The 19,804-nt window shown below is 71.4% G+C and carries 15 protein-coding genes; 7 read left to right on the forward strand and 8 right to left on the reverse strand.

Features of this window, described 5'->3' with window-relative positions:
- Nucleotides 1–149 precede the first annotated feature (149 nt).
- Nucleotides 150–644: a hypothetical protein gene (locus CAP_RS14110; protein ID WP_044240910.1), complete on the forward strand. Its 495-nt coding sequence runs from the start codon at nt 150–152 to the stop codon at nt 642–644.
- Here CAP_RS14110 and fumC read toward each other — a convergent pair whose 3' ends face one another.
- Nucleotides 645–2,036 (reverse strand): class II fumarate hydratase, encoded by a 1,392-nt coding sequence (gene fumC, locus CAP_RS14115; protein ID WP_044240912.1) that lies wholly within the window; start codon nt 2,034–2,036, stop codon nt 645–647.
- Between the two features lie 220 nt (nt 2,037–2,256).
- On the opposite strand from fumC, the gene CAP_RS14120 reads away from it, so the two are divergent.
- Together CAP_RS14120 and CAP_RS44565 are read left to right on the forward strand one after the other, a co-directional pair.
- A complete protein-coding gene (locus tag CAP_RS14120; protein WP_231511456.1) occupies nt 2,257–3,201 on the forward strand; it encodes a fatty acid desaturase family protein in 945 nt (314 codons plus the stop codon).
- A gap of 123 nt (nt 3,202–3,324) precedes the next feature.
- Nucleotides 3,325–4,239: a phosphate/phosphite/phosphonate ABC transporter substrate-binding protein gene (locus CAP_RS44565; protein ID WP_081864881.1), complete on the forward strand. Its 915-nt coding sequence runs from the start codon at nt 3,325–3,327 to the stop codon at nt 4,237–4,239.
- 58 nt (nt 4,240–4,297) lie between these two features.
- Here CAP_RS44565 and CAP_RS14130 read toward each other — a convergent pair whose 3' ends face one another.
- The 5 genes from CAP_RS14130 to CAP_RS14150 all read right to left on the reverse strand — a co-directional run bounded on the left by CAP_RS14130 (nt 4,298) and on the right by CAP_RS14150 (nt 10,969).
- On the reverse strand, nt 4,298–4,744 hold the full coding sequence (locus CAP_RS14130; RefSeq protein ID WP_156040783.1) for a hypothetical protein: 447 nt from the start codon (nt 4,742–4,744) through the stop codon (nt 4,298–4,300).
- Between the two features lie 159 nt (nt 4,745–4,903).
- The gene (locus CAP_RS44570) at nt 4,904–5,968 is read right to left on the reverse strand and encodes a formylglycine-generating enzyme family protein (protein WP_052375163.1); all 1,065 of its coding nucleotides are present in this window, start codon (nt 5,966–5,968) and stop codon (nt 4,904–4,906) included.
- Nucleotides 5,969–6,050: 82 nt separating this feature from the next.
- Entirely contained in the window at nt 6,051–7,952 is a 1,902-nt protein-coding gene (locus tag CAP_RS14140; protein WP_081864888.1) for a M20/M25/M40 family metallo-hydrolase, read from the reverse strand.
- Nucleotides 7,952–8,365, reverse strand: coding sequence for a hypothetical protein (locus CAP_RS14145; RefSeq protein WP_044240919.1), 414 nt, complete (start codon nt 8,363–8,365; stop codon nt 7,952–7,954). Before CAP_RS14145 ends, CAP_RS14140 begins: the two co-directional genes overlap by 1 nt.
- Before the next feature lie 9 nt (nt 8,366–8,374).
- Nucleotides 8,375–10,969 (reverse strand): HEAT repeat domain-containing protein, encoded by a 2,595-nt coding sequence (locus CAP_RS14150; protein ID WP_231511457.1) that lies wholly within the window; start codon nt 10,967–10,969, stop codon nt 8,375–8,377.
- Between the two features lie 160 nt (nt 10,970–11,129).
- Here CAP_RS14150 and CAP_RS14155 point away from each other — a divergent pair, with 160 nt between their 5' ends.
- Nucleotides 11,130–11,690 (forward strand): TlpA family protein disulfide reductase, encoded by a 561-nt coding sequence (locus CAP_RS14155; protein ID WP_231511458.1) that lies wholly within the window; start codon nt 11,130–11,132, stop codon nt 11,688–11,690.
- Nucleotides 11,691–11,700: 10 nt separating this feature from the next.
- Here CAP_RS14155 and CAP_RS14160 read toward each other — a convergent pair whose 3' ends face one another.
- Together CAP_RS14160 and CAP_RS14165 are read right to left on the reverse strand one after the other, a co-directional pair.
- Entirely contained in the window at nt 11,701–12,822 is a 1,122-nt protein-coding gene (locus tag CAP_RS14160) for a mannose-1-phosphate guanylyltransferase (RefSeq protein ID WP_044240923.1), read from the reverse strand.
- A 12-nt stretch (nt 12,823–12,834) separates the two neighbouring features.
- Nucleotides 12,835–13,710, reverse strand: coding sequence for an undecaprenyl-diphosphate phosphatase (locus CAP_RS14165; protein ID WP_156040784.1), 876 nt, complete (start codon nt 13,708–13,710; stop codon nt 12,835–12,837).
- A 238-nt stretch (nt 13,711–13,948) separates the two neighbouring features.
- Here CAP_RS14165 and ptsP point away from each other — a divergent pair, with 238 nt between their 5' ends.
- From ptsP to CAP_RS53570, 3 genes are read left to right on the forward strand one after another with little or no spacing between them, the layout of a single operon-like run.
- Nucleotides 13,949–16,486, forward strand: a complete 2,538-nt coding sequence (gene ptsP, locus CAP_RS14170) for a phosphoenolpyruvate--protein phosphotransferase (RefSeq protein WP_044241020.1) — start codon at nt 13,949–13,951, stop codon at nt 16,484–16,486.
- A gap of 16 nt (nt 16,487–16,502) precedes the next feature.
- Entirely contained in the window at nt 16,503–17,621 is a 1,119-nt protein-coding gene (gene pfkB, locus CAP_RS14175; protein ID WP_063748686.1) for a 1-phosphofructokinase, read from the forward strand.
- Nucleotides 17,621–19,567: a PTS fructose transporter subunit IIBC gene (locus CAP_RS53570; protein ID WP_044240925.1), complete on the forward strand. Its 1,947-nt coding sequence runs from the start codon at nt 17,621–17,623 to the stop codon at nt 19,565–19,567. Before pfkB ends, CAP_RS53570 begins: the two co-directional genes overlap by 1 nt.
- Nucleotides 19,568–19,804 lie beyond the last annotated feature (237 nt).

Consider the following 19,804-nt stretch of genomic DNA (forward strand, 5'->3'; position numbering starts at 1 on the left):
CTCAGCCTTATCCTTGGTGAAGTCAGCACCTGTCTCGGGTCCTCCCGGGGCAGGTGTCGACCTGGCCACCTGGCCTCACGCTGGGTCGTCAGCCTCTGCTGGATAGCTCTCAGCCGGGCGCCACCGTGCACCCGACAGGAGGTTGGGCCATGAGCGGTGCACGCAAGACCGTGGTCTCGATGCTGGTGATGGCGGCCCTGGCGACCACGGGGGTCGCGTCCGCACAGACCGAGAAGCCGCAGCCGCAGGCGGCGAAGCAGGTGGTGGCCGGAGGGGAAGGCGGGGCGCAGTTCATGCCCTCGGTGCTGGACCCGGCGCCGCCGGCGCAGCTCGGGCGCGCCTGGGTCGTGGTCCTCGAAGACGCCCGGCAGCAGCTCGATGCGCTGACGAACCAGGCGCTCCGCGCCTCGGCACAGCCGCGCGGGGTCGAGGCGATGAGCGCGGCGCGCCCTCAGGTGCAGGCCGAGGTCGCCGAGACGTCGACGCACGCGGCGCAGGGCAACGAGACGACCCTGACGCGGTGGGACGACGTGCAGGTTTTCGGAGAGCCGCTCCTCTTCCGGGCGCGCGGGACCACCTTCGGGCGCTGGGATGCTGGCGTGCTCCCGGCGGTAGGGGTGCGCTTCCCGCTCCCGTTCCACTGATCAGTCGCCAGGGTGGATCATGTCCTCGGGCCTGACCAGCGCGTCGAACTCCTCCCCCGTGAGCAACCCGAGTGAGACCGCCGCCTCGCGCAGGGTGGTCCCCTCCGCGTGCGCCTTGCGCGCGACCTTCGCGGCAGCGTCGTAGCCGGTCCGCGGCGTGAGCGCTGTCACCAGCATCAGGCTCTCCTGGACGAGGCGGGCGATCCGCGCGCGGTTGGGCTCGATCCCGCGCGCGCAGCGCTCCTCGAACGAGGCCATGGCGTCGGCGAGGAGGCGGATCGACTGCAGGGTGTTGTGGATGATGAGGGGCTTGAGGACGTTGAGTTCCAGGTTGCCGCTCGCGCCGCCGATGCCCACGGCCACGTCGTTGCCGAGGACCTGACAGCACACCATGATCATCGCCTCGCACTGGGTGGGGTTGACCTTGCCGGGCATGATCGAGCTGCCCGGCTCGTTCTCGGGGAGGGTGATCTCGCCGAGGCCGCAGCGAGGGCCGCTCGCGAGCCAGCGCACGTCGTTGGCGATCTTCATCAGGCTCGCCGCGAGCGCTCGGAGCGCGCCGTGCACGAGCAGGAGGCCATCGTGGGAGGCGAGGGCCTGGAACTTGTTGGGGGCGGTGATGAAGGGCTGACCGGACAGCGCGGCGATCCTGGCAGCCGAGCGCACGGCGTACTCCGGGTGGGCGTTGAGGCCTGTGCCGACGGCGGTGCCGCCGAGCGCCAGCTCGAAGAGGCCCGGGAGGGCGCGCTCCACTCCCATGACGCTCGCATCGATCTGCGCCACCCAGCCCGAGATCTCCTGAGCGAGGGTGAGGGGCGTGGCGTCCTGCAGGTGGGTGCGGCCGATCTTCACGATATCCTGGAAGGCGTCGCTCTTGGCGGCGAGGGTGGCGCGCAGGGTCTGCGCGGCGGGCAAGAGCCTGTCCTTGATCTGGAGGGCGGCGGCGACGTGCATGGCCGTGGGAAACACGTCGTTCGAACTCTGGGAGCGGTTCACGTCGTCGTTCGGGTGAACCGGCTTCTTGGAACCTCTCGTGCCGCCGGCGAGCTCGATGGCGCGGTTCGCGATCACCTCGTTGACGTTCATGTTCGTCTGGGTACCGCTGCCCGTCTGCCACACCACGAGGGGGAAGTGCTCGTCGAGCTTGCCCGCGATCACCTCGTCGGCGGCGCGGACGATGAGCGCGAGCTTGTCCGCAGGGAGCAGTTCGAGATCGTGGTTCACCATCGCGGCGGCCTTCTTGACGAGCCCGAGCGCGGCGATGAGCTCGCGCGGGAAGTGCTCGCGGCCGATGGGGAAGTTCTCCAGGGAACGCTGGGTCTGAGCCCCCCAGTATTTCCCGTCGTCCACCTCGATCGGCCCGAAGCTGTCGGTCTCTGTCCGCGTCTTCATGCAGGGCTCTTACCGGCAATCGAACGCCGCCTCAAGGCAGCGCGTAGGCTGTTTCGCGCTCTCGATGCGCGCTGAAAGACGGGTCCATTCTTGTCTTCTCGGGGCGCATTTGAGAAGTTCCGCCCCGCGCTGGGGGAGCGCCGTCGCAAGGAGCCGAGTCATGGCTGGAATGGAAGCGGTACCGCAGGATCTGTTGCGTCAGGCTTACGAGAGAAAGCCTGTGCATCTGCTCAAGATTCCGCTCCATTTCGCCCTCTGGGCCGGGGCCACGGCGGTGCTCTACGCGACCCGCGACCACGCGCTCGCGATCCCGATCGGGCTCCTGATCTCGTTCTTCATCGCGAACCTCATCCGCGGCCTCGGCGCCGTCGCGCACGACGCCGTGCACGGCAACTGCGCGCGCTCGAAGCGCCTGTCGTACCTGATCGCGCTGGTGTGCTGGGCGCCGAGCGGGATGAGCGTGACGCTCTACCGCAACTACCACCTGCACCATCACCGCATCACGAACACGTACCCCGACGTCGACAACTTCGTGGTCACCGACTACACGCGCAACCCGGTGCTCGCGAAGCTGCTCCTGCTCGTGGTCTACGGCTTCGCGTACCCCATCTACTTCGCGACCCAGATGGGCCGGTACACCCTGCGCCTCACCGGCTGGCAGCGCGTGCAGATGGTCCTGGAGCTGGTCGGCTGGTGGTCGATCATGGCCGTCGCGTTCGCGCTGATGCCGCTGCAGGTGTTCCTGTTCTTCTACCTCGTGCCCTTCCTCTTCGGCGCGGTGCTGGCGAGCCTCACCTCGATGATCGAGCACTACGAGATGCTCCCCAGCGACGACGACGCCTACAGCTCACGCACCTACGGGACGAGCGCGCACTTCATGAATTTCCTCTGGAACAACGTCAGCTACCACAACGAGCACCACAAGTACCCGGGCATCCCCTTCTACAACCTGCGCAGCTTCCACGAGGCGGCGTACCCGTACTACGAGGAGCGGGTGAAGGCGGAGTGCTACCCCGGCGTGCTCGGGATCGCGTTCAAGCTCTACGGGCGCATCCTCAAGCTCGACGTCACCCGCCTCGACGAGCGCTACCGCGACCTCAACAAGGAGGCCGAGCGCTCCCGCTTGATGGCGCTGAACGGCATCCAGCCTGGCGTCACGGCGTGATCCCATCTCGCGTCGCGGCCGTGCTCACGACCCCGTGTGCTCCGCATGGGCGCCACGGGGTGATGGCTTGACCGGTCGAACCCTGCGCGCAATGTTGTGCGGCCCCGGGCGGAGCCGGATCCCATGAGCAGAAAACCGGCACGGCTGGAGATCCGGATCGGACTCGCGCCGGCCCCCGAGGACGCGTTTGGCCCCGCCAGCGTTGTGCCCGACCCGTCAGAGCGCTCCCGGAGCGCGCGCTGGGCCCCGCAGCGCGGCGCGGCCCTCGATGCCTTCTGCGCGGCGCTCGCCGACGACACGGCGTACCCCGTCCTCACGCACGACCTCGCCGACTACGGCGACCTGATCGACGCCATGCACGCCAGCGACGTCGACATCGCCTGGCTCCCCCCCGTGCTCGCCCTGCGCGCCACCTCGCGCGGCCGCGCGATCCCCATCGCCCTGCCCGTGCGCGGCGGCACCGCCTTCTACTCCACGGCGCTCTTCACCCACCCCGGCTCGCGCATCCGCGACCTCACCCAGCTCCACGGCGCGCGCGCGGCGTGGGTCGATCAGCAGAGCGCCGCCGGATACTTGGTGATCCGCGCCTCGCTGCGCCAGCGCGGCATCGATCTCGAGAACCTGTTCGCAAGCGAGACCTTCTACGGCTCCCACACCGCCGTGGGCAAAGCCGTCCTGGAAGGCCGCGCCGACGTGGGCGCCTCGTTCGTGCACCTCGATCCGCGGCGCAGCCGCCCTCGCCGCTCTGGATGGGGCGACGCGCAGGTGCGCATGCTGGCCACCGCGGGGCCCATCCCGAACGACATGATCGCCGCCACCATCCGCACGCCTATCGACAAGATCCGCGCCGTGCAGAAGGCGCTGCTCCAGCCGTCCGACGAGCTACGCGCCGCCGCGAGCGCGCTGCTCGGGGCCGAGGGCTTCATCGAGGCGAACTCCGAGCACCTCGCGCCGATCCAGGACTTGCTCGATCACCTCGACGATCGCGCCGATCTCGCCCCGCCCAGCAGCCACACCCCGCCTGGCAGCCGGGGCTGAAGCACTGATCGGGAAAGCTCCGGCGCGCGACGCGTCGTCGGTCGGCGTCCCGACTGTGTTACGGAACGCCCGGTAGGCAGACGCCGCCCATGCACCCGAAGCCGGCGCCGCAGTCGGTGGCGCTGACGGCGCAGGGGAACGCGCACTTTTGCGTCTGCAGGTTGCACTTGTGGGTGCCGCAAACGCCGTCGTTCTGACAGGGGAGCGCGAGCGGGTTGGCTGGCGCGGCTGGGGCTGTCTGCGTGGGCGCTGGCGTCGTCGGGTACTGCTGCTGCGGGTACTGCTGCGTCTGCGGCTGCCCATACGGCTGCTGCCCATACGGCTGCTGCCCATACGGCTGCTGCCCATACGGCTGCTGCGGGTACTGCTGCCCGTAGGCGTTCCCCTGCTGCACGCTCTGGGGGTCCTCTGCCTCGTTGCCGCGACATCCCATCGAGGTCACAGCGGCGGCGCCGAGCGCCAGGGCCAGCAGTCCGAAGATCCGAGAAGAAATGGCTCGCTTCATGAAGTTCTCCCACGGGTGCAGGGTCAAGGCCCCCTGCAGGCAATGGCTTGGCGAGAGCCCCGTGAACGGTACGCCCGCACGAGGGCCGCTGGCCTGAAAAAACGCCTACCTCGTCCTCAGCTTACAGCTCCAGCTCCGCCAGGTCCTGCCGCGATCCTGCTACGGCTCGGCATCCTTGCAGCAGCGAAAGCCCTCCTCGTAACCGTAATCGTCTTCCTTGTGGAACCCCACCGTCGGCCGGCAGCGGCCCCGCACGGGCCCCCACCAGCCCCCTTTGAGCCCGCTCCGGTCCGGGTACTTCTTGCCGGGCCGCTCGACCCATTCATTGATGTTCCCGTTCAGGTCGTAGACGCCGAACGGCGACACGCACGCCGGGAGCGAGCCCACGGGCAGCCGCTGGTCCAGCCTTTCGAGCTCCGCCTTGCAGCGCGGGTCCTTCATGCATCGGTCATACTTGCGCAGCTTGTGCTCACGCTTGCGGTACGGCTTATCGATACTGCATTTCGCCGGATCCCGGACGTATCCATTCGTGTAGGGGAGCATCTCCTCGCCCTCACACGCGAAGTTGAACTCGTCCTCGGTGCAGAGGCGCTTGCCGACGGACTCGCAGGTTTTCTTGGCGTCGGTCCACGAGATCAAGAGAGCCGGTAGCTCCCCCTTCTTGTTGGGCCACTCGTAGCGATCTGCGCAGAACCGCATCGGCTCTCGCTTCTTGGAGAGGCACTCGGTGGGGGCACGGTATTCGAGGCACCGCTCACTCACCGTGGAGCTTCCGGCCGCCTCGCCCTTGTCCTGCTTCTGCTTCTTCTTTTCCTGGTCGCGCTCGTACTCGTCGTGGTGCCGGAGACAGCTCTGGAGCACCTCGGGGCAGTAGTTCCCCGCCACGAGCACCATGTCAGCCGGGCAGCCCTTCGAGGAGCCCGGGAAGCCGTCGCCGTCCACGTCGGGAGGGCCAGGCATGGTCTGCCCAGCCGGCGGCGCGCCCTGAGTGCCGGCGCCTTCCGCGCTCCCAGGAGGAACCCCTTCCCCTGCGGGGGCTGCAGCCTCCGCACCCCCATCACTCGGAGGGGTCAGCGCCGTGGACGTGCCCGCACCGGCCGGCGGCGTGGTGCCAGAGGCAGCGCTCGCCGGGACGGGAGGGACTGCTTCTCCCGAGGTGCCCTCCTCGGGGCGTGTGCACCCGGAGAATGCGGCGAGGGACGTGAACAGCAGGAGACCCGCCACGGCACCTGCTGCAGCGAAACGAGGTTGTCGCGAGGTCATCGGGTGCCGGGAGCCAGGATCGCTTGGAGAGGAGGACGCGAGATCATCGGGTGCCAGGAGCCGGGATCACTTTGAGCGGGACGCGGGTGCCGTTCCGCTCGACCTCGATCACCACCTCTCGCCCGGGCTCAAGCTCGCCCAGCGAGAACATGTAGTCGTGGATGTTGGTGATCTCGTGCGAGCCCACCTTCACCAGCACGTCACCCGCCTGGAGGCCCGCGCGCGAGGCCGGCGAATCCGGCCGCACCCCGGTGAGGCGCAGCCCTTTGCCCTGGTAGGCGTAGTCGGGCACGGTGCCCACGGAGACCTTGAACCCGCCACGCCCCGAGCGCTTCGGGTCCGCAGGAGCATCGACGAAGGGCATCCGCTCCACCTGCTGGCTCACGGCCAGGGCCATGCGGCCAGCCAGGGTGGCGATCCGCGACTCGCCCTCGGCGTTGATCTTCTCGGCCGTGTCGCTCGGCTGATGGTAGTCCTCGTGCACGCCCGTGAAGAGGAACGCGACCGGCACCCGCGCTGCCGTGAACGGTGCGTGATCGCTGGCGCCGAAGCCCTCGGCCCCCTGGGCAAGTTCGAGCTTCAGCCCGTCGCCGGCGGCCTTCACGATCGGCCCCCACCCCGGTGAGGTCCCCACGCCGTCCACGAGGAGCTTGTCGTCGCGGAGCCTGCCGACCATGTCGGCGTTGATCATCGCCACCACGTTCTTGATGGCGCCGATCGAGGCAGGCGGCGCCTCCACAAAGTGCCTGGAGCCGAGCGTACCCAGCTCCTCGGCCCCGAAACCCACGAAGACCACGCCGCGATCGGGGCGCGCCGGCAGCGCCGCCATCCGCCGCGCCACCTCCATCATCAGCGCCGTCCCCGAGGCGTTGTCGTCGGCTCCGTGGTGGATCTCCGTCGACCCCGGCTTGCGCGAGTTCGACCCGCCGTGCCCCAGGTGATCGTAGTGGGCGCCCACCACGACGAACTCTCCCGCGTGGGGCGAGCCCGCCCGCGCCGGGAGCAAGCCCACCACGTTCCACGCCGTGGCCTTCTGAGGCGTCACCTTCGTGGTGAACTCGAGGTTCACCCCGGCGATCGCCTTTGGCGCAGGGGCCTTCTTGACCTCCCAGGTCGCCTTGTCGCGGATCTTCGCGGCTGGGAAGAGCTTCTCCGCAGCCGAGCGCGTCACCACCACCGCGGGTACGCCCATCCCGCTGGTGTCGTGCGATCCCTTGGGCAGCTCCTCGCCCTCCGCGACCACCACGACGCCGAGCGCCTTGTGCTCTCGCGCGGTGCGGAGCTTGTATCGGACGCTCCCGAAATCACGCAGCGCGTCCTTCTGGTGGGCGCCGTCGAGGGTCGGCGCGCCGGCGAGCACCACCACCACCTTGCCGCTCACATCGATGCCGGCGTAGCTGTCCCACCCGAGCGCCGACGCGTTGATCCCGTGCCCCACGAACACCGCGGCGCCCGCGACAGTACCGCTCTCGCTCCCGTCCGCGGTGGTGACCGTCTTCGCATCCACCGCAGTCCCCTGCTTGCCGCGCACCACCTTGAGCTGTGGCGGCTCCACGGCCGCGCCAACGCGCGCCTCGAAGGCCTGCAGAAAACTCTTCGCCTGCGCCCCCGCGTCCCCCAGCGGCTCCAGGCCCAGCTCCTCGAACCGCTTCGCCACCAGCTCCGCAGCCCGCCGCGCCCCATCGGTGCCCGTGCCGCGTCCCTCCATCTCCTGCGTGGTGAGCGCGACGACGTCTGCCTGGATCCGCCCCGCGGCGGCCGGATCGGAATCGATGGCAAGCCGCGCGGGCGCTGCCGCCGGGGACGCCACCGCCGGCGCGGCAGGCGTCTGCGCGACCTCGGGCGGAGGCGCCGCGGGGGGCGGCGCGCAAGCGGTGAGTGCTGCGAGGAGGAAGAGAGGGAGGAGGTCGGACCGGCGCCTCCGGGCCGCAGACCCGAGCCTCATCACCACGGCGTGGCCTTCTGCGCGGCGCGCACGAACTCCAGGGCGCGCCGGCCGATGTACTCCTCGACGTCGGGGGGCGCGATGTGCCGGTCCTTGGCGAAGTCGAACTCGCGGGGCTTGCCGTCGCCGAAGGTGATCCGCACGACGGCGGACTCACGCACCAGCTCCAGCGTCACGCTGACGTCCCGGAGCGAGAGCCGGATCTTGTCCGGCTCCTCGGAGATCTCCACCGGCTGCTCCTTGTCCTTCAGCTTCTCCCCGGTGAAGCGCAGGGCGTCGGCGCTCAGCGAGAGCGCCGACTCGGCGGCGGTGAGCGCCTCGCTGACCCGCTTCTTGTGGCGCTCGACCTCCTCCGCCTCTCGCTCTGCCTTGGACTTGACCGCATCGACCAGCTCATCACGCCATCCCGCCATCGCGATCCTCTACTTCATCTTGACGTTGACGGCATCCCCGTCGGTCTTCTTCGGCTGCAGGGCGCTCAGATCCTCGGCCTTGACCATCTTCGGGTTCACGAGCTCGTGGAAGGCCTGCTTGGCCAGCGCCCCGGTCTCGCCCGCCTCCTGCCGCAGCGCCATCAGCACACCCCGCTCCTTCATGAACTTCAGCGTCTGGATGGCGCCCTTCTTCTGGGCAGCCTCGCCGTTCTTCGCCGCCTGCCAGAGCCGGTAACGCAGGACCACGCGGGTCTCCGAGTGCGGGCCGTTGTCGTACTGCAGGTTGTCGAACTGCGCCTGCAGCCGCTGGCGGGTCCACTCCTGCGGTACGTCGTTGACCCGGATGCGCGCCACGGCCTCCGCGTTCGTCACGTAGCGGAACAGATTCCCCCGCTTGAAGTCCTCGTCGGACCAGTACCCGAACGCGCGGAAGTAGTGGTCCTTCAGGTCGTCGAGCGCGCCCTGACCGTAGTCGCCGTACTTCGCCACGGTGCGCGCCGCCGTCTCCGGCGTGCCGCCCATGAGCAGCGCGAGCGCCGCCGAGTTCCGCACCTCGCCGTCTTCGAGCTTGCCCATCAGCTTCTGCGTGGCCGCGTCGTCCACGCCGCCCGCGCCGATCGCCCGGGCGATCGCCATGCGCACCCCGAGGTCCACGTCGGCCGTGAGCAGCTCCGCGAGATCGCTCGCCGCGCTCGGCACTGGTCTGAGGGTCAGGGTGGTCGCGTAGCAGGACCCGATGAACTGCTTGCGCAGGTCCTTGTTGGCGGCCAGCTCCTTCGCCTTCTTCGCCACCTCGAGCATGGTCTTGTCGTCGGCGGACCAGGCGAGCGCCGCACACGCCGCGGAGCGCGCCTCTTCGTGCCAGGTCTCGTCCTCGATGAGCTCCATGAGCGGCTTGATCGCCTTCGGGTCACCCCACTCTCCGAGCCCCTCCGCCGCGCCGTAGGCCACCGCGCGCAGCGCCATGCCCATCATCGCCAGGCCGGCGCCCTGCAGGCCCTCCTGGGTGATGTCCATCTTCTTATCGGGCTTGCGCTTGAACTGCTCGATGAGCCGCGGGAACGAGTCCTCGTCCCGCATCCGGCCGATGTAGCGCAGCGCGCTCTGCGCCGTCTCGAACGCTTGCGGGAAGGGCGGCTGCGCCCCCTCCTTCGGCAGCGCGTCCTTCGGGAACGCCCAGTCGCGGAGCTGGTTCTTGATCTTCTCCGACCGCACCGTCGACAGGAAGCGCAGCCCGTTCGCGTGGGGCTGCGGCCGGTCCTTGATCCAGAAGATCACGCTGCCCTCGGCGGCGGCCTTCAGCTCGTCCCTCTTGTCCTCGTGGATCGTCGCCAGGTCGGCCAGCATGCGTGAGGCCACGACGCGCGGCAGGTCGGTGCGCGACATGTGACCGCCCTCGTCGGCCTCCCAGAACCGCTCCAGCGCGTAGAGTTTGGTCGGGTCGGCCAGCATCCGCTCCCCGAGCAGCTTCGCCGCCCTCATGTCGCCGATCTCGGCGAGCCGCGTGCCGGCCTCGCCCTGCCAGTGCAGCGCGGGCTTGGCCTTCTCCACCCAGCGCACCAGCGCGTCCCCCGAGCGGGGGTCCGCGAGGTTCTTCAGCATGTCGAAGATCTGCTTCGTCTGAAACCACTGCCCCTCGGGCGTGTCGGTCTTCACGCTCTCCAGCGCCAGCACCAGGCCCTCGCCGCCCGTACCGTCGCGCAGCGCCTCCAGGAACCGCTGCCGGCTCTCCTTGTCGGCGCTGCTGAGCGCCTGCAGCAGGGGGGTGCGCGCCTTCTCGTCGCCGATGCGCCCGAGCCCGTTGGCCGCCTCGCGCGCCACGTCGATGTCCTTGTCCTTGACCAGCGTGATCAAGGTGTCGGTCCACTTCGGCTCCGCGCTGCGCGAGATCACCGTGGCCACGAGCTGCCGCACCGACGGGCTCTCGTCCGTCGCGAGCTTCGCCAGCTCGTCGAGCGACACCATCGCCGCGAGCCGCTCCGGGTCGAACGCGACGCCGCCGCCGAGCCGCTCCACCTTGGAGAGGTGCCCCTTGCGGTACTCGCCCAGCGCGTCCTGGAACGCCGCCGGCTCCTTGAGGACCACGAGCGCCCAGACGATCTGCGGCCTGTCGCTCTCGTCGGCCTCCTTCAGCACCTTCATCAGCGACGCCTTGGCGCCGTCGGCCCGCGGCGACCCGTAGTGCGCGAGCGCCTGCGACGCCACGCCGCGGATCCGGTGATCCGGCAGATCCAGCGCCTTCGTGGCGAGCGCCGGCCCCTCGGGGTCCTCGACCCACGCGAGCTGGATCAGCGCTTCCTGCTGCAGCGTCGGCTCTGCCGAGCTCGCGGCCCACTTCCGCCAGAGCGGGATCTGGTCCTTCTGCGGCAGCACGTAGATGTTCTTCTTCTCGTTCGCCACCTGCTCGACGGTCATCTTCTGACCCTCTTGCCGGATGCCGAACCAGATCGCCGCCCCTGCGCCTGCGACGAGCAGGAGCGCGATGATCACCGACGCCGGGCGGATGCGACCCCGCTTGAAGTTGCCTTCGTCCCCGAACCCTGCGCCACCGCCGCCGCCCTGAGCAGGCGGCCCTGCCGGCATGTCGTCGTCGTCGGGCGGCCACTTGGCAGCCTGCAGACCTGGCGGCAGGCGTCGCGGCCGCGGCGCCGGAGGGTTATTGCGAGAATGGGTCGGGGTTTCGTGCATGGTAGCGGCCCGAGACCGTACCAGAGAGCCCCGGGCACCGGCCGAAAGTTTTGCTATGAGTTCGAGCACGATGCACCGCCAGGACGACGGCTCTGGGAAATTCCTGTACCCGGCGATCGCCGCCATTCTGGCCGTCAGTGCCCTCTTCGGGATGGCGGTGCTCCCCCACCTCGCCCCCGGCGGCCACTCCATGGTCGGCAAGCCCGGCCCCGACCTCACCCTGCCCGTCGCCGCCAACGGCGATCCCGGCGCCCGGATGCAGCTCCGCGACCTCCAGGGCCAGGCGGTGATCCTCGATTTCTGGGCGAGCTGGTGCGGCCCCTGCGGCATCCAGGCCCCCATCCTCGAACGCATCGCCAGGCGCTACGAGAACAAGGGCCTCGTCGTGCTCGGCATCAACGTCGACGACCCCTCCGCCGTGGCCCGCCAGTACGCCGCGCACAAGGGCCTGAGCTACCCCATCCTCCTCGACGAAGCGCGCGACGCCTCCGCGCAGTACGACGTCGACAAGCTCCCCACCCTGGTCGTCCTCGACAAGGAGGGCAAGGTCGCCGCCTACCTCACCGCCATCGTCGACGAGGCGAGCCTCGACGCCATCATCGCCCAGGTCCTCTAGCCGCGCAGCGTCACGTAAGCTCCCCGTCGCCCCGCTCCTTCAGCGCGTCGACCACCCGCTTCACGTCCTGCGCGCGCTCCCTGGGCACCACGAGGAGCGCGTCCTCGGTCTCCACCACGCACAGGTCCTCCACGCCCACCAGCGCGATCACCCGCTTGCCGCCGCCCTTCCGGCGCAGGTCCACCACCAGGTTCCGGTGGGCGTCGATCAGCACCGACCCCTCCGGCGCGTGGTTGCCCTCGGGGTCCTTCTCGCCGAGATCCCACGCCGTCCGGAAGCTTCCCACGTCGCTCCAGCCGAAGTCCCCGGGCACCACCGAGAGCGCGGCGGCGTGCTCCATCACCCCGTGATCGATGCTCACCGACGGCAGCGTCGGGAACACCCGCGCCAGCGCCTCCGCCCCTGCCTCTCCGCCGCGTGCCTCGGCCTCGCGGATGGCGTCGAGCCCCTCGGCGAGCGCCGGGAGGTGCGCCCGGATCGCGGCCACCATGTCCTTCGCGCGGAAGAAGAACATCCCCGCGTTCCAGAGGAACCTCCCGCTCGCCACGAACCCCTCGGCCCGCTGCCGGTCCGGCTTCTCCACGAACCGCAGCGCTTCGAGCGCCCCGCCTCCGCGTGCCTCGCCGGTCTCGATGTACCCGAACCCCGTCTCCGGGTGCGTCGGCCGGATCCCCACCGTGGTGAGCGTCCCCTGCGTCGCCGCGCGCACGGCAGCCTGGAGCACCCTCCGGAACCCCTCCACGTCGCTCACGTGGTGGTCACTCGGCAGCACCATCACCACCGCCTCCGGATCCTTCGCCGCGATCCGCCACGCCGCCCAGCCGATGCACGGCGCGGTGTTGCGCGGCAGCGGCTCGACGAGCAGGTTCTCCTCCGGCAGCTCCGGCAGCAGGGCCTGGGTCGCCTCCGCCAGGTGGCTCCCCGTGGCGATGAGCACCCGCGCCCACGCCTCCTTCGTATCCTCAGGGTGGCAGAGCGGGAGCACCCGGTGCACGGTCGCGCAGAGGAGCGGCTCGTCACCCACCAGGGACAGGAGCTGCTTCGGCCGCACCGCGCGGGACGCCGGCCAGAAGCGCGTACCGGCACCGCCGGCGAGGATCAGGGCGTGGACGTGGAGGAACGCGTCGGACATGGCCGGCGACGCTTAGCGCGGATCGCGCAGGTCGCCAACGAACGCGACGTCAGCGCGCCCGGCCATGCCCGGCAGCGCCCGCGCATACGCGACCGTCGCGAGCCCGAGCGGGATCATCCACACCGCGAGGGCGGCCACCCACCGCCGCTCCAGGAGCCAGCGCAGCCCCACCCCGGCCAGGCTCGCGCCCAGGAAGGCCACCACGAGCCCTCCGGCCACGCTCCCTGCGCCGATCGACGCCCCTACCCCGGGAGCCCCGAACGCTCCGAGGGATCGCGCTCCCTCCACGAGCAAGGTCGGCACCGAGATCGCCAGCGCCAGGTCCAGCGCCCTGCCTGGACGCACCCCAAGCCACATCAGCACCACCAGCGCAGCGCCCAGCGCCGAGGCCCCGGGCGCCACGCCCAGCCCGTGCGCGAGCCCCACCCCAACCATCCCCACGACCCCCGGCGCCTCCGCGCGCGCGCCCGGCGGAGGCGCAATGATCGCGCTCGCCAGGGCAGCTCCGGAGATCACCAGGCCGAGCCCCTGCGCGAGCGGCGCCTCGGACCACAGCGCCACGTAGGGCCGCAGCACCGCGCTCAGCGCGAGGCTCATCGCCGCGCCGACGACGATCAAGACCATGTCGCGACCACCCGGGGTGTCACGGAAGAGGGATGGCCGGGAGATGGCGCGGAGCCCCTCTCCGAAGGCGGCGAGGAGCGTGTGCCGCGCGAGGACGACCACCGCCGCTGCCGTCGCGAGCTGCGCAACGCCCGTGAGGACGGCCAGGTCGCGTTCGAGGCCGAGCCAGATGCGCGCTGCCGTGACGTGCGCCGACGCGGAGATCGGCAGGACCTCGGCGGCCCCTTGCAGGGCAGCGAAGAGCACCACGTCCACGGGCGACACGGATGAGCCCTAGCGCACCAGGGGAGGAAGTGTCGATGATCTCGCGTCTCGCCCGACGCCCGACGCCCGACGCCCGCTTGCCATGGGGCTGTCCTGCTCTAGGTATCCGCGGAGGTGCTGGGGTCACCCTCGCCTCAGCCTTTTTCGCCCCCATGCACCTCCCTGCGTCGATCCCGTGGACCCCTGACCTCCGTCGCCAGGTACACTCCCGCGCACACCGACGCAGGAGGTGCCCTCCGTGCTGATCGTCGACAGCTCCCTCGTGCGCCTCGGCCTCTCTGCCCGCGACAAGCACGACGCCATCCGCCAGACGGCTGCCATCCTCGCGGAGTCTGGCTGCGTGGATCCTGCCTACGCCCAGAGCATGATCGCCCGTGAGGCGCAGACCGCGACCTTCCTCGGCCATGGCATCGCCATCCCTCACGGCCTGCGCACGGACGCTGCGATGATCCGCAGGACCGCCGTCGCCGTCGCGCAGTTCCCCTCGGGCGTCGCGTGGAACCCGGGGGAGACCGTCTACCTCGCGGTCGGCATCGCCGCGACGTCCGACGAGCACATCTCCGTGCTCGCGAACCTCACCGACGTGCTCCAGGACGACGCGATCGCCGCGGCCCTGGCGCGCACCCGCGATCCTCAGCGCATCCTCACCGCCCTCAACCAGCCGCGCACGCCGGCATCGCCGATGTCCACGGCGGCCCCGGCGAGGGAGGCCGGGGCAGGTGGCGCCCTCGACCCGTACGCCGGCTACCCCGCGCAGGTCGAGATCGTCATGCCCGGCAACGTGGGCCTCCATGCCCGCCCTGCCGCGGCCCTCGCCGCCATCGCCCGCAGGTTCCAGGCCGACATCCGCGTGCGCCACGGCGACAAGGTGGCGAGCGGCAAAGCCCTCGCCTCGCTGCTCACCCTCGGCGTGGAGGCCGGGGCGCGCTTCCACGTCCTCGCCTCGGGCCCCGACGCCGACGCTGCCCTCCGCGCCCTGCGCGTGGCCATCGAGGAAGGCCTCGGCGAGCACGACGCCCCCCCGAACGAACACGCGCAGCCCGCGCCTTCGCACCCCACCCCTGCCCTCCCCTTCGTCGGCGATGTCCGCCTGGGCGTCGCCGCCTCGCCGGGCATCGCCATCGCCCTGCTCCACCGCCTCCACCGCACCGCGGTGGCCATCGGCGAGGCGACGGGGAACCCCGCGGAGGAACAGGCGCAGCTCGACGCCGCCCTCGACGCCGCGCGCGCCCAGATCCGCCGCTTGCACGGCGACGTCGCGGCCCGCTCGGGGGCCCGCAAGGCAGCGATCTTCCTCGCCCACGGCGAGATGCTCGACGACCCCGACCTCCTCGCCGAAGCCCGCGAGCGGATCCACGCCGGCGCCTCCGCCGCGAGCGCCTTTCACACCGCCGCCGCCGCGCGCGCCACGGCGCTGGAGACCCTCAGCGATCCGCTCCTCGCCGCGCGCGCCGACGACATCCGCGACGTCGCCGACCGGGTCCTCCGCTGCCTCTCCTTCGGCTCCCGCAGCGACGACGCCGCGCCGACCTCCACCATCCCTTCCCGCCCCGTCATCATCCTCGCCGACGACCTCTCGCCCTCGGACACCGCGAGCCTCGACGCCGCCTGGGTCAAGGGCCTCGCCACGGCCCACGGCGGCCCCAACGCCCACACCGCCATCCTCGCCCGCGCCCTCGGCATCCCCGCCGTCGTCGGCCTCGGCGATGCGCTCCTCGACCTGCCCGACGGCACCGAGGCCATCATCGACGGCAGCGGCGGCGTCCTCGTCGTCTCCCCCGGCGACGACGACCGCGCCCTCGCCGTCACGGCCGCCGCCGCGCAGGTCCTCGCCACCGCCAGCGCCAGACGCGACGCCTACCGCCCCGCCGTCACCCGCGACGGTCACCGCGTGGAGGTGGTCGCCAACATCGGCACGGCCGCGGACGCCACGCGCGCCGTCGACGCGGGCGCCGAAGGTGTGGGCCTGCTCCGCACCGAGTTCCTGTTCCTGAAGCGCGACACGCCCCCCACCGAGGACGAGCAGACCGAGGCCCTGCTCGCCATGGTTCGCGCCCTCAACGGCCTGCCGCTCGTCGTCCGCACCCTCGACATCGGCGGCGACAAGGACGTCCCGTACCTCTCGCTCCCTCGCGAGGACAACCCCTTCCTCGGGGTCCGCGGCGTGCGCCTCTGCCTGGCCCAGCCCGAGCTGTTCAACCCGCAGCTCAGGGCCATCGTGCGCGCGGCGCGCGAGGCCCCCGAGGGCGCGGTGAAGGTGATGTTCCCCATGGTGGCCACCATCGAGGAGCTGCGCGACGCCAGGGCCGCTCTGGAGCGCGTCCGCGCCGAGCTGCACGGCCCGCCCATCGACTGCGGCATCATGATCGAGGTGCCCTCGGCCGCGGTGATGGCCGACGTCTTCGCCCGCGAGGCCGCGTTCCTGTCCATCGGCACCAACGACCTGACCCAGTACGTGCTGGCCATGGACCGGCTGCACCCGGCGCTGACCCGCCACGCCGACGGCCTCCACCCCGCCGTCCTCCGCCTCATCGACCAGATCGTCCAGGCAGCGCACGCCCACGGCCGCTGGGTCGGGGTCTGCGGCAACCTCGCCGCCGAGCGCGCCGCGGCGCCCATCCTGGTGGGCCTCGGCGTCGACGAGCTGAGCGTGAGCCCACCCGCCGTCCCCGAGCTGAAGGCCCAGGTGCGCGACATGTCCCTCGAAAGCGCCCGCGCCCTCGCCCGCCGCGCCCTCGCCTGCGCCACCGCCGCCGAGGTCCGGGCGCTCTCCTGAGCACCGGGGGTTTCGCATGCCGCAGACCCCGCACCCCCCGCCTCTGCCGCCCACGAGTGCTCAGCCGCCGCAGGCAACGCCGCCCGCGGCCCCTCGCCTCTGCACCGTCACCCCGAACCCTGCCATCGACCGCACGGCCGCGGTGCACGGCCTCACCCCAGGAGCTGTCCACCGCGTCCTCTGGGAGCAGGACGACGCCGGGGGCAAGGGCGTCAACGTCGCCTCCTTCCTCGCCACGTGGGGACTCACCGTCACCGCGACGGGCCTCATGGGCCGCGACAACGCCGACGTCCTCCGCGCCCTCTTCGCCGAGCGCGGCATCGACGATCGCTTCGTCCTCGTCCCCGGCCGCACGCGCACCAACATCAAGCTCGTCGACGAGACCCGCGGCGACGCCAGCGTGACCGACCTCAACTTCCCGGGCTTCTCGGTGAGCGATCCCGATCTCGAACGCCTCGCCTCCACCCTGACCGCCCTCTCGGCCGAGCACACCTGGTTCGTGCTCGCCGGCAGCCTCCCGCCCGGCGCACCGGCCGACACCTACCGCCGCCTCGTGGCCCTGCTCCGCGCGGCGGGTCGGCGCACAGTGCTCGACACCAGCGGCGCGCCCCTCGCGGCCGCACTCGCGCCGGATGCGGGAGCGCTCCCCGACGTCATCAAGCCCAACGAGCACGAGCTTTCCGAGCTCCTCGGCCACCCCATCGCGGGCCCTGACGCCGCCCTCGCCGCGGCCCGCACGCTGCACCGCCGCGGCGTCGGCACGGTGATCGTCTCCATGGGCGCCCGGGGCGCGGTGTTCTCCGAGGGGAGCGCGGCCTGCCTCGCCGTCCCCCCGCAGGTCGCCGTGCGCTCCACCGTCGGCGCGGGCGACGCCATGGTGGCCGGCTACCTCGTGGCGACGCTGCGCGGCCTCCCTCTCGCAGACCGCGCCCGCCTCGCCACGGCGTTCTCTCTCGGCACGCTCACCACCCTCGGCCCGCGCCTCCCTCCCACCGCCGAGGTGGAGGCGCGCGCGGCCGAGGTCCATGTCTCACCGCTGACCAGCGAGGAGCATGGAGGCTCCGCGCAAAGCGGCAGCGCCGACAGAACCGGCAGCGCTGACATGACCGGCAGCGCCGGCAGAGAGGAGCCCTGATGCGCACCATCCTGGTCGTCACCGCGAGCCCCGCGAGCCTCGCCCACGCCCTGATGGCGGCGGAGGCGCTCCGCGAGCAGGGCAGCCGCGACGGTCACCGGGTGCTCGTCGACATCCGCGGCGCCCCCGACGCGACGCCGCTCACCGAGGCCGACATCGCCGCCGCGGACGCCGTCCTCGTCGCCGCCGACACGGAGGTCGAGGCCTCCCCCTTCGCCGGCAAGCCCGTGCACAGGACCACCACGGCGAAGGCCATCCGCGATCCCGAGGCCGCCCTCCGGGCAGCGTTCGGCGACGCACCGCGCGTCAGCGCTGCACCCGCCTCGTCGGCCCCGGCGACGGTCTACTCCGCGACCCGTGCCGAGAACTCGGCGCCTCCCGCCGGCAAGAAGCTCGTCGCCGTCACCGCGTGCCCGACAGGCATCGCCCACACCTTCATGGCGGCCGAGGCACTGCGCAAACAAGCGGCCGCCATGGGTCATACCCTCGCCGTGGAGACCCAGGGCTCCGTGGGCGCGAAGAACGTCCTGACCCCCACGCAGATCCGCGAGGCCGACGCGGTCATCATCGCTGCCGACACGGCCGTCGATCCGGCACGCTTCACCGGCAAAGCCATCCACACCACCACGACCGGCACGGCCCTGAAGAAGCCCGCCGCCGTCATCGAGGCAGCCCTCGCCGCACACACCGCACACACCGCGCACACCGCGCAGGCCGCGCAGGCCGCCCACGCCGCGCACGCCTTCACAGCCAGGGGCACCTCGGGAGGCAGCGCCACGGCCACGCCTCTCGTGGCCTTCGCCCCCGGCGCCCCGGAGGATGCCGCACCCCTCCCCAGCGCAACCTCCCCCCTCCCCAGCGCAACCTCACCTCTCCCCTCCCCTCTCCTCCCGTCCCCGCCGCGCCCGGGCCCCTACAAGCACCTGCTCACCGGCGTCTCCTACATGCTTCCCCTCGTGGTCGCGGGTGGCTTGCTCGTGGCGCTCTCATTCCTCTGGGGCGTCGACGGCGCCGCGCAGCCCGGCACCCTGCCCGCGGCCCTGATGCAGGTGGGCAGCGGCGCCGCCCTCGCCCTCATGGTGCCGGTGCTCTCGGGCTTCATCGCCTATTCCATCGCCGACCGCCCCGGGCTCGCGCCAGGCCTCGTCGGAGGCATGCTCGCCGCGCAGCAGGGCGCCGGCTTCCTCGGCGGCATCGCCTCCGGCTTCATCGCCGGCTACGCGGCCCGCTGGCTCCGCGACGCGATCCGGCTGCCCCAGAGCTTCGAGGGCCTGAAGCCCGTGCTCCTCATCCCCCTGCTCGGCACCCTGATCACCGGCCTGATCATGGTGTACGTGGTCGGTGCGCCAGCGAGGGCGGTCATGGACCACCTGACCGGATGGCTGGAGGCCCTGTCCGGCACCAACGCCGTGCTCCTCGGCCTCCTCCTCGGCGGAATGATGGCCATCGACATGGGCGGCCCGATCAACAAGGCGGCCTACGCCTTCGGTGTCGGCCTCATCGGCGCGGGCACCCTCATGCCCATGGCCGCGGTGATGGCTGCGGGCATGGTGCCACCACTCGCCATCGCCGCCGCTTCCAGGCTCGCCCCGCGCAAGTTCATCGCCGATGAGCGTCAGGCCGCGAGCGCCGCCTTCGTGCTCGGCATCTGCTTCATCACCGAGGGCGCCATCCCTTTCGCCGCGAAGGCCCCCCTCCGCATCATCCCCGCCGTGACCGCCGGCGCCGCGTTGACCGGAGCGCTCTCCATGCTCTTCGGCTGCACCCTCAGGGCGCCGCATGGCGGCCTCTTCGTGCTCGGAATCCCCAACGCGGTGGGGAACGTGGGCGCTTACCTCGGCGCCATCCTGGCAGGGACCGTGCTCTCGGCGCTGCTCGTCGCGCTGGTGAAACGGCCAGCGGAGACCGAAGCCCCTGAAGCCGCACCCGGGGCCGACGCCTCATGAGATGTGGGCATCGCCTCACGCGCCTGCGCGCGCGACCTCCGGTAGCTCCTGAACCCGCGACAAGGATGTTGCGCACTCATCCCCGATCCAGCCCGATGGTAGGCTCCCCCTCCGTTCCCCAAGATCGTCCCTGGTCCCTCGCTCGGCCACCTGCGCAGGCATCAGGGAGCGCGATCGACGGGAGCATCGGGGCCCCTGGGCCTCTGGTTCAGGGTGCGCAGCACCAGCCGCTTCTCA

Source organism: Chondromyces apiculatus DSM 436 (assembly GCF_000601485.1).
In the GTDB taxonomy this organism is placed as follows: Bacteria; Myxococcota_A; Polyangia; order Polyangiales; family Polyangiaceae; genus Chondromyces; species Chondromyces apiculatus.

Bases quoted from the DNA above. Each gene is read 5' to 3' on its own strand.
- CAP_RS14150 (WP_231511457.1), bottom strand. From the start codon at position 10,969: ATGCCGGCAGGGCCGCCTGCTCAGGGCGGCGGCGGTGGCGCAGGGTTC.
- CAP_RS44565 (WP_081864881.1), top strand. From the start codon at position 3,325: ATGAGCAGAAAACCGGCACGGCTGGAGATCCGGATCGGACTCGCGCCG.
- CAP_RS53570 (WP_044240925.1), top strand. From the start codon at position 17,621: ATGCGCACCATCCTGGTCGTCACCGCGAGCCCCGCGAGCCTCGCCCAC.
- pfkB (WP_063748686.1), top strand. From the start codon at position 16,503: ATGCCGCAGACCCCGCACCCCCCGCCTCTGCCGCCCACGAGTGCTCAG.
- CAP_RS14155 (WP_231511458.1), top strand. From the start codon at position 11,130: ATGAGTTCGAGCACGATGCACCGCCAGGACGACGGCTCTGGGAAATTC.
- fumC (WP_044240912.1), bottom strand. From the start codon at position 2,036: ATGAAGACGCGGACAGAGACCGACAGCTTCGGGCCGATCGAGGTGGAC.
- CAP_RS14145 (WP_044240919.1), bottom strand. From the start codon at position 8,365: ATGGCGGGATGGCGTGATGAGCTGGTCGATGCGGTCAAGTCCAAGGCA.
- CAP_RS14160 (WP_044240923.1), bottom strand. From the start codon at position 12,822: ATGTCCGACGCGTTCCTCCACGTCCACGCCCTGATCCTCGCCGGCGGT.
- CAP_RS14110 (WP_044240910.1), top strand. From the start codon at position 150: ATGAGCGGTGCACGCAAGACCGTGGTCTCGATGCTGGTGATGGCGGCC.
- CAP_RS14130 (WP_156040783.1), bottom strand. From the start codon at position 4,744: ATGAAGCGAGCCATTTCTTCTCGGATCTTCGGACTGCTGGCCCTGGCG.
- CAP_RS14140 (WP_081864888.1), bottom strand. From the start codon at position 7,952: ATGAGGCTCGGGTCTGCGGCCCGGAGGCGCCGGTCCGACCTCCTCCCT.